The sequence below is a fragment of the uncultured Winogradskyella sp. genome, assembly GCF_947498345.1.
Taxonomy (GTDB): Bacteria; Bacteroidota; Bacteroidia; order Flavobacteriales; family Flavobacteriaceae; genus Winogradskyella.
The window spans coordinates 38,381-51,005 of sequence record NZ_CANMJY010000007.1 but is presented as its reverse complement, the minus strand read 5'-3'; the positions used below and the strand labels follow the sequence as shown (position 1 = coordinate 51,005).

Here is a 12,625-nt window from a genome sequence, read left to right as displayed (position 1 = left end):
TACTATGGCTATATACAAAACAGAATCCCATCTTAGAAGCCTTATAAAAGGTATGTCGTGGCGTATTGTTGCAACTTCAGACACAATTTTTGTTGTGTTATTAATCACTTGTTTAAGTGGTCATTGCAGCATAGAAGATGCTATTAAAATAGGTTCAATAGAATTCTTCCTTAAGTTTTTAATCTATTATATACATGAAAGACTTTGGCAAAGGCTACTTATAAACAAGGAAGTCACAAAAAAACAAACGCTTCAAAAAACAATATCATGGCGCATTATTGCAACAACAATGACATTTGTAATATCTGGTGCTATTTTAGAAGCGTTTAATGAAATAGCATTATATATTGCTATTACAGAATTATTTACGAAATTCGTGTTATATTACCTACACGAAAGACTTTGGCTAAAACTGCCTTTAGGTAAGATTAGGCAATTTTTTTTCGGTAAAAAAAAGTAAAATGTCCAAACATATTATTCCCCACAATTATCATGTCTCAAAGGCAGATAGAGCCACTTCTAACGAGCACAACTCATTTTTAATATGGTTCACAGGGCTTTCAGGCTCAGGTAAATCAACAATCGCTAATCTTGTTGAACGAAGTTTATTTAAAAAAGGCATAAAAACCTACACTCTAGACGGAGACAACATCAGAAAAGGAATAAATAATGATCTTTCATTTTCCCCAGAAGACAGGAAAGAAAACATAAGACGCATTGCAGAGGTTTCCAATCTTATGATAGATGCTGGTTTAGTGGTTTTAGCTGCATTTGTATCACCATACAAAAAAGACAGAGAGAATATTAGAACTATCGTTAAAGATGTTAACTTTGTCGAAATTTATATCAATACAAGTGTTGAAGAATGTGAGCGTAGAGACGTAAAGGGTTTATACAAAAAAGCCAGAGCAGGAGAAATAAAAAACATGACAGGTATTTCAGCTCCTTATGAAGCACCAGAAACACCAGATATTGAGATTAAAACCGAAAACGAATCAATTGAAGATTCTGTACAAAGAATTGTAGATTATATAACACCAAAATTAGAACTCAAAAATGAGTAGATATTTTTTAAATTATTTAGACGAATTAGAGAGCGAGGCTATTTATGTCTTGCGAGAAGTTTGGGCACAATTTGACAATCCGGTAATACTATTTTCAGGAGGGAAAGACTCTATTTTGGTTACTCATTTGGCGAAAAAAGCATTTCACCCAGCAAAGATTCCTTTTCCTTTAATGCATGTTGATACTGGTCATAATTTTCCGGAAACCATTCAGTTTAGAGACAATATAATTAAAGAATTAGGTGTAGAGCTTATTGTAGGTTCTGTACAGGAATCTATAGATGAAGGCAGGGTTGCTGAAGAAAAAGGCAAAAATGCCACTAGAAACGCACTTCAAATCACAACACTTCTAGACGCCATTGAATCTAATAAAATTGATTGCGCAATAGGAGGAGGGAGACGAGACGAAGAAAAAGCAAGGGCAAAAGAACGGTTTTTTTCTCATAGAGATGATTTTGGGCAATGGGATCCAAAAAACCAGAGACCAGAACTTTGGAATATCTTTAATGGAAAACATTTTGAAGGAGAACATTTTAGAGCTTTTCCTATTAGTAATTGGACGGAAATGGATGTATGGAATTATATAAAAAGAGAAAACATAGCAATACCATCTTTATACTTTGCTCACGAACGTGAAGTCGTTTGGAGACAAGATAGTTGGATACCTAATTCCGAGTTTTTAGTCTTAGAAGACCACGAGGAAATAGTAACTAAGAAGATTCGCTTTAGAACTTTAGGAGATATTACAATTACAGGAGGTATTGAATCAGACGCTGATACTTTAGAAAAAATTGCAGATGAAGTATCTGGTATGAGACAGACAGAACGCGGAAACAGAAGTGATGATAAACGTTCAGAGTCTGCAATGGAAGACAGAAAACGCCAAGGATATTTTTAAAAGAAAAATAAGATGCTAGACAACAATCAATTATTACGTTTTACGACAGCAGGAAGTGTAGATGATGGAAAGAGTACCTTAATAGGACGTTTACTTTATGATTCAAAATCTATATTCGAAGACCAGCTTCAAGCCATAGAAAATACAAGCAAAAAGAAAGGTCATGAAGGAGTAGATTTAGCACTGTTTACGGATGGTCTTAGGGACGAGAGGGAGCAAGGCATAACTATAGATGTAGCATATAGGTATTTTACAACACCTAAACGAAAGTTTATAATAGCTGATACACCAGGTCATATACAGTATACAAGAAATATGGTAACAGGAGCATCTACGGCTAATGCCGCTATTATTTTGGTTGATGCCAGGCATGGTGTTATTGAGCAAACAAAAAGACATTCCTTTATTGCCTCATTACTACAAATACCTCATGTTATCGTATGTATTAATAAGATGGATTTGGTTGATTACTCTGAAGAGACCTATAATGATGTTATAAATCAATTTGAAGAATTTTCTTCAAAGCTATTAGTAAATGACATTCGTTTTATACCAATCAGTGCTTTAAATGGTGATAATGTTGTTAATAGATCCACAAATATGGACTGGTACCAAGGGGCACCTTTATTACATACTTTAGAAACCATGCATATAAGTAGTGACATCAATAAAGTTGACGCAAGGTTTCCGGTACAAACCGTATTGAGACCGCAAAGTGAAAACCATAGAGATTACCGTGGTTATGCAGGTAGAATGGCGAGCGGTATTTTTAGATTAGGGGATGAGGTAACGGTATTGCCATCTGGCTTTACCTCAAAGATTAAGACGATAGACACTTTAGATAAATCACTTAAAGAAGCATATGCACCTATGTCTGTTTCTATTACTCTAGAGGACGATATAGATATCAGTAGAGGTGATATGATTGTAAAATCTAATAATAAACCTGAGGCCTCTCAAGATATAGAAGTTATGTTATGTTGGCTACATAATAATGCTGCCAAACCAAGAGCTAAATACAGTATCAGACACACATCAAATGAGCAAAAAGCAATGATAAAAGAAATTGTATATAAATTTGATATTAATACTTTAGAAAGAAATAGTGAGGATAAGGAATTAAAAATGAACGACATTTCTAAGGTTAAGATTAGAACAACAAAACCACTAATGGTTGACGATTATAGAGAAAATAGAACTACGGGTAGTATAATCTTAATTGACGACACCACCAATGAAACAGTGGCCGCTGGGATGATTGTATAAAACAGCTATAGTGTCGTGAGAAATTTTATTTTATTTACAGCAATTATTCTCCTTTTTTCGTGCCAGAAAGGAAAAGACTCTAAAGCAACAACAAATGCAAGTGAGTCAAAAGAGCTCATAATAAAAATTTTTTTTAAAACAGATGTTGAAGATGTTTTCAAAATAATGACAAACAATATAGAGGTTGATGAGTTTCAGAAAAAAAACATTGTTGTTAGAGAAACTATACCTATAACTTCGAATTTTGAAAGTATGACTGCGAATTTTGGGCCAAATAATTTTTCAAATAATATAATAATTAACCTTGGTAAAAAATTAAAGGAAGTCACCTTTAATAGTATAGAAATAAATTATGGAAAAAATAAACTTATTATAGACAACGAAAATTTCAATAAATATTTAAGATTGAACAAGTTCGCTGAATTTGTTAATACAGATTTTATTATAGTTGTTAAAACTAAAGGTGAAATTTCCAACCCACAGATAGCTTTAAAACCCTCAGCAATAAAGTTTTTAAAACAATAAACTAATTAACAACTCAATTAGTAATTTAACTTACTTTTTAGTGATAAACAAAATAAAAAACATTTTTAGTGATAAAGATCTAGAAGAAATCCTTACTAAAGGATTTTATTTTTTATTATTTAGGATAGGAGGTCTATTTGCTGGTTATCTGTTCATGTATTTGATTGCTAAAAATTATGGTGCTTCGGTAAATGGTCTTGTTGCATTGAGCTTTACATTTTTACTATGTATTAGTATACTAGGAAGATTAGGAATTGACATCAATATTGTTAGGTATTATACACTAAAAAAAACAAGTTTTGATAAAAGCCTTTTCTATAAATTATTGCTATTATCTTTCTCTTTATCCACTTTTTTAGCTCTCTGTCTTTATTTGTTTAGAGACTTGTTCATTTATAGAATATTTAATAAACCACAGCTAGAACCTTACCTTTTCTGGGTTGTTATATCTATACCTTTTTGGTCTATCATTTTAATCTGCGGTGGCTTATTTAGGGGGCAAAAAAAGAACATCTGGTATGCCTTTTTAGAAAACCCAGGGCGATTTATTTTGTCGTTACTTGTATTTAGTATATTGATTATCTTTTTAGAAGATAAAACAACACCCATTATATCACATTTTATAGGTGTTTTTACTCTGGCTATCATTGCAGTGGTAAAAGTAAAAAAATCTCTTAACACACATAAATCAACTTATGGAGGCAAAGTTTTAGATTTTATTAAAGAATCCTATCCAATGATGATTTCTGGAACAATATTAGTATTCTTAGGTTGGGCTGATACTTTTATTCTTGGCATCTATGAATCGGATAAAGAGATAGGAGTATATACAATTGCATTAAAAATAGCTGCCCTAACAAGTTTTTCATTACATGCATTAAACTCAATCTTAGCACCCAAAATCGCCAAAAGTTATCAGAAAGGAGATGTTAACGGCTATCAAAAAATGATACAATTCTCAACAAAACTTAATTTTTTCATTACTCTAATAATAATAATTGTGATAGTTTATTTTCGTAAATTTATTTTGGGGGTATTTGGCAACGAATTTTTATCTGGCGATACAGTTTTATTAGTTTTGTGCATAGGTCAATTTATTAATTCTCTCTCGGGATCTGTTGGAATTATTTTACAAATGACAGGACGACAAAAAGTGTATCAAAATATTGTTTTAATTGCTTTGATGCTAAACATAGTTTTAAACTTTATTTTAACACCTCGATATGGTACTATGGGCGCTGCGCTAGCGACGGTATTTAGTATTTCGTTTTGGAATATAACTGGGGCGATTTACCTTAAAAGAAAGCTGAAAATCATTAGTTATTTTAAAATCATTAAGTAATGATTAAACCAAACACATTTATTGTAGGGTCTCAAAAATCCGCAACTACATCACTGTATAATTGGATAGCCCAACATCCAGATATATGTGGGCCAGGATCATTAAAAGACCATCCCTTTTTCATAAAACAAGAATATTACGAAAAAGGTATAGAATCCTTGTATAAGACATATCTTAATGAAGGTTACTCAGATCAAAAAATTATAATGCAAGGTTCAGTTCAGTATATGTTTTTTGAAAAAGCAATTGATAGAATTTTTAATTTTAACCCTAAAGCTAAATTGATATTGTCAATAAGAAACCCTGTCGACAGAGCAGTATCTGCATATAAGTTTTTTAGAAAATTAAACTTAGAGCCCCTAAAATTTAGCGAGGCTCTTATTAAAGAAGATGAAAGGCTTAAAGGAGACCTGGCCACCATATCTAACCTTACATATTACTCTCATGGATTATATGGAAAACAACTGTCATACATTTATAATAAATTTGATGAATCCCAAGTTTTAGTTGTTTTTTATGACGATATTAAAAACAGTCCAAATAAAGTAATAAAAGAAGCGTATAAATTTCTTAATGTAGAACCTAATTTTACACCTGATTTTACTATACATAACAAAACAGGTAAATCTAGATATCAGACATTACAAAGTATTGTTTTTGGAAAAGGAAAAATCAGAAAATTTATTGTTGACAATTTTGTTAACTATTTTATACCTCTTTCTAAGAGAACTCAAATAAAGCTGGCTTTTAAAGAATGGAATACTGTTGAGGAAGTACAAAACGATTTAGATGATTTTGTAGAAGAACGAGAACTATTAAGAGTTAGGTTTATAGAAGATATTGAATTATTAGAAAGGCTATTGGGTGTTAATTTAAAACAATGGAAAAAAAATAAATTGTAGGACCATGAAGACTTCTCCCTTTTTTATTGTTGGCGTTCAGCGCTCAGGAACAACACTATTAAGATTGCTATTAAACTCACATTCTGAAATAGCCGTACCAGAGGAAGCAAGCTTTTTAAAACCACTACTAAAAAAAAAGTGGATAAAAGACCCTATTTGTGGAGAAAAGCTTGAAAAGATGGTTAATTACCTGAGAAAGAACGAGCAATTTAAATTATGGAATTTTGACAGAGAACCTTTATTACAAGAAATTGAGAATAAAAGTCAAGTAACCATAAAAGAGGTTATGGAAATTATGTACTCTTCTTATGCTTCTCACGAGAGTAAATCTATTTGGGGAGATAAAAGTTTGTTTTTTAGCAAAATGGAATTAATATTTCAAATGTTTCCAAAAGCTAAGTTTATTCACATTGTAAGAGACGGAAGAGATGTTTTCAATAGCTGGAGAAAAATGGATCAGAGTATGTCTAACCCATCTGTTATGGCTTTAGATTGGGGGCTAAAAACCTATTTGGTGGAAAAATCAATGCAAAATATACCTAAAGAAAATTTACTTCTCATACGTTATGAAGACTTATTAAATAACCCTAAACAAACATTAGAATCTATTTGTAAATTTATTAATGTAGGTTTTGAAGATAAAATGTTGAGATTCCACCAAACAAGTAATAAATATATTGGCAAACACCATTCAGATTTAATTTTTAAGGCCATTGACAATTCTAATATTAAAAAATGGGAAAGACTTTTAACAAGCAAGGAGAAGAGAATATATCAAATTATTTCAGGCAGATATTTAAAAAAGTATGGCTATGATGTGTCTGAGAAAATTAAACTTAAAAATTGGTTTGAGATGTTTTGGGATTTGTTATTAGGGCTACCAAAAAGAACATTACAGCTAATTAAAGTACGCCTTGCATATAGAAGGGCACTATACAAAGGGGAATCTACCAAAACAAAAGTAGGTCAGTTACCAGAAGAAAAAAGCATATATTAAAAATTATAAACACTAAACAACATTGATGAAATTAAAGGTTAGTTTATCTAAAATCATTGAAAAAAACTTGTTGCTTAGTGTATTGTTGCTGGTTTTTTTATATGATGTTTTTGTTAAGTACCTAGGTTTTTTTGATGAGCTTATTGCATTAATATCTTTTTTCATAATCATATATTTTATTTTTTTAAAAAAGAAGGTGAAATTATACCGAAAAGAATACTATATTGTTTTCTTTCTTACTTCAGTACTGTTTATTGGTCTGGTTTCCAATTTCACCTCTTATTTTAATAACAACTTAACTCCTTCTGTTGCAATCTTTGCAGATAGTATTGTTTTTTTTAAAGCGTTTGTAGCATATTTTGCGGTGAGGCTTTTATCTAACGTTTACAACTCAGAAAATGTTTTATTGAGTCTTTCAAAGTACTCAGAGCGTATTTTTTTACTATTACTTTTATTTATTATAGCAGACTTTATTTTTAAAATATACCCAAGAGAATATAGGTTTGGCTTGAGATCAATTGAGTTGTTTTTTCAGCATACATCTAGATACGCTTTTACTTTTTCTTTTATTTTTTTAGTGCTTTTACCTAGTCATTTTAACAAAAAAAAGGGCTTTCTTCTTTTCGTTCTTCTAGCAGGAATGCTATCCTTAAGGGTAAAATACTTAGGGTTTGTTGTAGTGACAATTTTGATAATCTTTTATGGAAAAAAACTGTTCAAAATATCAAAATTTTATTTTTTAGCATTTACCGTAAGCCTTGGACTGATATTAGCGTGGTTCTTTTGGGATTGGTTAGCGATGTATTTTACTTTTACGAAATTAGATAATACAGCGTGGTCTAGAGCTGTTATTTTATATTATAGCTTTATAATTGGGAATGACTATTTTCCTATCGGAACAGGGTTCGGTACTTATGCCTCGTATTATTCGGGCTTATACTATTCATGGGTTTATGACCTTTACGGAATAAGTAACGTTTATGGTATAAAAAGAACGCATTGGAAATTTGTTTCAGACCAATATTGGCCAATGGTATTGGGTCAGTTTGGATATTTTGGGCTAATGGGCATGTTATTAGTAATCTATAATTACTTTTCATTATTTATGGGACATATAAAATTTACAACAAATAGAACAAAATACTTCCGTTTCATAAGTATAGTGTTAGGATTAATGCTATTATTAATTGATAGTACAACAGACGCCATCTTCACACAGCAAAGGGCAGTAGTAATGTTTATTTATTTTGCCTTGATAATTAACACCACAATGAATAAGAATGAAAATACTACAGATAAACAAATATCTTAAAATTGTAGGTGGAGCAGAGACCTATATGTTTCAACTTTCAAAAGCTCTTAAAGAACTTAATGTAGAGGTTAAATTTTGGGGTATGGAAGATTCTGAAAACATAGTTAATGATTTTTTAGGTCTTGAAGCAAAAAATGTAGATTACAAAAACCTAAGTATACTTAACAAAGCGACCTCTGTTATTAACACCATTTACTCAAAGGATAATAGACAAAAATTAGCAAAAGTTTTAGATAAATACCAACCAGATATAGTACACATTCACAACTATAATTTTCAGTTAACACCAAGTATTCTTCCAGAAATAAAAAAAAGAGGAATAAAAGTTGTGCAAACCATACATGATAGTCAAATGGTATGTCCGTATCACAGATTGTATAATTTTCAAAGAGATCAGACCTGCACCAAATGCGTTAAGGGCTCATTTGTAAATTGTATAAAAGATAAATGTTTTGATGGTTCTTTATTTAAAAGTGCAGTTGGCGCATTTGAGAGTGCTTTTTATCATAAAAGAGGATTTTATGATAAATATGTAGATGTTTATATCTCACCAAGTGAATTTTTAGCGAACTTGGTAAGGGAAAGAATTGACAAAAAAATAATTGTAATTCCTAATTTTACAGAAGTAAAAACAGATTTAGATCTAGATATTGAAAAAGAAGAATTTTATTTATACTATGGAAGAATCTCTGAAGAAAAGGGCATCATAGATTTTTTAGATCATTTTGTTAAAACAAATCTTAAGTTATTAATAATTGGTAAAGGTTCTCTTGAAGAGAGTGTTATCAATAAAACCAAAGACAATGACAATATTAGATATTTGGGACCAAAGTATGGCAGAGACCTTTTTAATATTGTAAAAAAAGCAAAATACGTTATTCAACCCTCAAAAGGTTTTGAAAATTGCCCCATGACAGTAATAGAGTCTTTTGCGCTAGGTGTTCCTGTTATTGGCTCTAATCATAGTGGTTTTATGGACTTGATTCAAAATGGAGAAACAGGTTATTTGCTAGATTTTAGCGATATGGAATCAGCACTTAAACATTTACTTAAAATAGACAAAAAGCCAACAAAACACCTTAAAAAAAACATTGATGAATACTTTAAGGACAATCTATCCAGACAAGTGCACATGAATAAAATTATGAGTGTATATAATAAGCTGACAACAAGTTAATGATTGTAAAAAGTAAACTTAGAGAAATTAACCATAATGAAACAACTCTAATTTTTTTGTTTCTTTATCTTAGTATTACATTCTTTTCAGTAGCTATATCTAATATTTGTTTGGGTATTGCTTGCACGACTTTTTTATTAGGTTTTATATTTAAGCAAATTAATTTTAAGAGTTTTAATGTTAAATTATATCTTGCTATAATCAGTCCTTTTATACTAACTATAATATCTACCCTAAATTCAAATTCTTTAGATTCAGGAATCGGTTATCTAAATCTAAGGCTGCCAATAATACTGGTGGCATTTATTTTATTGAGCATAAAATTTGAGCGGAAAACTTTAAAAAAAGCATTTAGTATACTATTAGTTAGTGCTATTTTTGCATCACTAATCACATTTTATAATGCCATAAAATACTTTAATGAAGATATTCTGTTTCAGACAGATTTCACTTATTTTATTACTGCAATACACCATCCGTATTTTGGTGTATATATTTTGTTGGCAATATTGAGCTTATTAGAGTTTAATATTATTAAGAATAACTATATCAAATTTTTTGTAATAATAACCTTGAGTATAGCTATTTCTTTTACAACTTCTCGTATAGTTTATATGCTATACTTTATAGTTGCATGTTTTTATTGCTACTCTAAATTACCCTCTAAAAAGTTTTGGCATTCCGTTTTAATAATAAGTGCTATAGCGTCTTCATTTGTGTTAATCAATAAAGATATTTTAAATAAATTCACCAATAGCTTTAACTATAATAGATCTCCGAGGCTAAAATTATGGACTAATTCTTTAGAGGCTGTCGAAAAAACAGATAGTTATTTTTTTGGAATAGGTATAGGGGATTATTATAAAGAAAAAAAGGATGTATATTTTGGACATAATTATACTAACCAAAAAAAAGGTGTTTATGGGTATAATCCGCATAGTCAGTTGGTAGAATTTTATGTAACCAATGGATTATTAGGTGTATTAATAATTTTGTTTGCGATATTGTATTATGTGTTAAAACTTAAAAACCAAAGCACTTTTGCGTTATCAGCTTTTGTAGTTTTATTTTTATTTTCATTAGTTGAGTGTGTTTTTAATAGGCAATATGGAGTACAATTGTATAGTGTAGTAATACCATTAATAGTTAGTTATAACTTTAAAAGAAAATAGATGAAAACAAAATTTTCAATATTGATGTTATGTTTGTTCTTAGTAAGCATTTTCTCTTGTTATAACCCTAAACAAAAACCAGAGAATTTTGATGATTTTTGGCAATCTTCTCTCGAAGAGCTTAATGGAGAAGTTACCTCAACAATTATAAAAGATTCTATTATTAACGACAAAAGAGTTACTTTAAGGTCAATTGACTCTTATAAAAACGCAACGATATATGCATGGGTTGCAGAGCCAATAGAACCGGGTCAGTACCCTGTGCTTATAAAATTTTCAGGTTTTGGTCGTGGAAACAAAAGCAAAAAGAATATTCCTAGCAAATGGTTTTTAAACCAAAAAAAGCGCATTAATATAACGGTAGATATTAGGGGGCAAGGTCTAAGTACAGATCAAATAAAGTTTAAGGATTACTTGACTAAAGGCATAGAGCATAAAGATGAGTACATCTATAGAGGTGCATTTTTAGATGCTGTTAAAGCAGTAGATTTCGCTAATACACTACCTCATGGCGATGGTAATATTATTGTCTTAGGGGAAGGTCAAGGGGGCGCATTAGCTATAGCTGCATCTGCATTAAATCCAAATACTACAATGTGCATTGCCAGCTTTCCTTTTTTTACAGATATACTCAGTTATGATAAAACGAAGTGGCCAATGAAAATATGGATTCATGAAACCAAAGAAAGAGGCTGGGAGTTAGAGGATTTGCACGAAACGCTATCCTATTTTGATGTACTTAATTTCGCAGATAAAATAGAAGCACCATTTTTTTTAAGGACACAAGAAACAGACACAGTTACCCCAAAAGAAGGCGCTATTAAATTATTTAATACTATAAAGAGCAATAATAAAAACCTTTATATTACTCCTTGTTCGGGTCATGGGTGCTCATCTAAATCTATATTGGCAAATAAAATGGAGCAAATATTTATAAAAGAGAATCTTAAATCGATCTATAAGAGATGAAAAAATTTACTAATACCATTCTTTTATTTTTTATTATATGTGTTAGCACATTAAATAGCCAAACTAATTTTGATGAAGAATTTAAATCTTTTTGGGATTCAACAATTGTTGAACTTAATAAGATTCCTAAGAATATAAGAAAGCTCAATGAGGAACAACACAATGGAAAGTTACTCTCTTTGTATCGAATAAATTCATGGAATAATATAGATTTTCACATATATGTTTCTGAGCCAATTAATAAAGGTAAATACGAAACGAGAATTAAATTTTCACCTTTTGGAAAACAAGACTATACATTTGATGAGGTTACAAAGGACTATTTTATGAGACAAGACAGTCTCATATGTGTTAAAGTAGATAATAGAGGTCAAGGCTTGAGTAGAGACGAGATTTCCAATGACAGGTTTATTTTAAATGGAATAGGCAATAAAGAAAACTATGTGTATAGAGGTGTTTTTATGGATGTTTATCGTTCAGTCAATTTTATTTCCTCCCATTCAAAATCAAACGGAGTAATAGTTGCAACAGGCGGGAGTCAAGGTGGTATGTTGGCCCTTGTAGCAAGTGCTTTAAACTCAGAAATTGATGTTGCTATTGTAAGAATTCCCTTTTTTGCAGGTATAAACAAATACAATAAAGAAAACAGATGGCCCATGAGGTGGATACTAAACACTTCAGAAAATGAAAGGGGTATTTCAAAAGAAGAACAATTGAAGCAATTATCTTATTATGATGTTAAAAATTTCGCTAAATTCATAGATATCCCAGTTTTTATTGGGAGCTGTGAAAATGATCCAATTACACCTTATGAAGCAATTTTAGAAGCATTTACTAATATAAAAAACAAGGATAAAATGATATATGTGGTTTCTGATTGTTATACGCATGGTTACAAATCAGAAATAGAGCAACAAATTAGTAAATTATTCTTAGAGCTTAATCTTAAAAAGATATATGAGCAAAAAACCATTCAAGATAAAGAAACTAAAAAAGAATAA

13 protein-coding genes are annotated in these 12,625 nt (G+C 30.5%); all 13 read left to right on the top strand.

Annotated features, from left to right (window positions below; genetic code table 11):
* Positions 1–4 precede the first annotated feature (4 nt).
* The 13 genes from Q0912_RS10600 to Q0912_RS10540 all read left to right on the top strand — a co-directional run bounded on the left by Q0912_RS10600 (position 5) and on the right by Q0912_RS10540 (position 12,625).
* A complete protein-coding gene (locus tag Q0912_RS10600; protein ID WP_299114858.1) occupies positions 5–460 on the top strand; it encodes a DUF2061 domain-containing protein in 456 nt (151 codons plus the stop codon).
* Between the two features lies 1 nt (position 461).
* Positions 462–1,064: an adenylyl-sulfate kinase gene (cysC, locus tag Q0912_RS10595; protein WP_299114856.1), complete on the top strand. Its 603-nt coding sequence runs from the start codon at positions 462–464 to the stop codon at positions 1,062–1,064.
* Positions 1,057–1,962 carry a sulfate adenylyltransferase subunit CysD gene (cysD, locus tag Q0912_RS10590; RefSeq protein WP_299114854.1) on the top strand — a complete coding sequence of 302 codons (906 nt, stop codon included), beginning with the start codon at positions 1,057–1,059 and terminating at the stop codon, positions 1,960–1,962. Before cysC ends, cysD begins: the two co-directional genes overlap by 8 nt.
* Positions 1,963–1,974: 12 nt before the next feature.
* Complete coding sequence (gene cysN, locus Q0912_RS10585) at positions 1,975–3,228, top strand: sulfate adenylyltransferase subunit CysN (protein ID WP_299114851.1); 1,254 nt, start codon at positions 1,975–1,977, stop codon at positions 3,226–3,228.
* Between the two features lie 15 nt (positions 3,229–3,243).
* On the top strand, positions 3,244–3,753 hold the full coding sequence (locus tag Q0912_RS10580; RefSeq protein WP_299114849.1) for a hypothetical protein: 510 nt from the start codon (positions 3,244–3,246) through the stop codon (positions 3,751–3,753).
* 40 nt (positions 3,754–3,793) lie between these two features.
* Positions 3,794–5,095 (top strand): flippase, encoded by a 1,302-nt coding sequence (locus Q0912_RS10575; RefSeq protein ID WP_299114847.1) that lies wholly within the window; start codon positions 3,794–3,796, stop codon positions 5,093–5,095.
* On the top strand, positions 5,095–5,997 hold the full coding sequence (locus Q0912_RS10570) for a sulfotransferase (RefSeq protein WP_299114845.1): 903 nt from the start codon (positions 5,095–5,097) through the stop codon (positions 5,995–5,997). Before Q0912_RS10575 ends, Q0912_RS10570 begins: the two co-directional genes overlap by 1 nt.
* A gap of 4 nt (positions 5,998–6,001) precedes the next feature.
* On the top strand, positions 6,002–6,994 hold the full coding sequence (locus Q0912_RS10565; protein WP_299114843.1) for a sulfotransferase: 993 nt from the start codon (positions 6,002–6,004) through the stop codon (positions 6,992–6,994).
* 196 nt (positions 6,995–7,190) lie between these two features.
* A complete protein-coding gene (locus Q0912_RS10560; RefSeq protein ID WP_299114841.1) occupies positions 7,191–8,306 on the top strand; it encodes a hypothetical protein in 1,116 nt (371 codons plus the stop codon).
* The gene (locus Q0912_RS10555; protein ID WP_299114839.1) at positions 8,275–9,483 is read left to right on the top strand and encodes a glycosyltransferase family 4 protein; all 1,209 of its coding nucleotides are present in this window, start codon (positions 8,275–8,277) and stop codon (positions 9,481–9,483) included. Before Q0912_RS10560 ends, Q0912_RS10555 begins: the two co-directional genes overlap by 32 nt.
* Before the next feature lie 296 nt (positions 9,484–9,779).
* Positions 9,780–10,655 carry an O-antigen ligase family protein gene (locus Q0912_RS10550; protein WP_299114837.1) on the top strand — a complete coding sequence of 292 codons (876 nt, stop codon included), beginning with the start codon at positions 9,780–9,782 and terminating at the stop codon, positions 10,653–10,655.
* The gene (locus Q0912_RS10545) at positions 10,656–11,624 is read left to right on the top strand and encodes an acetylxylan esterase (RefSeq protein WP_299114835.1); all 969 of its coding nucleotides are present in this window, start codon (positions 10,656–10,658) and stop codon (positions 11,622–11,624) included.
* A complete protein-coding gene (locus tag Q0912_RS10540) occupies positions 11,621–12,625 on the top strand; it encodes an acetylxylan esterase (protein WP_299114833.1) in 1,005 nt (334 codons plus the stop codon). Before Q0912_RS10545 ends, Q0912_RS10540 begins: the two co-directional genes overlap by 4 nt.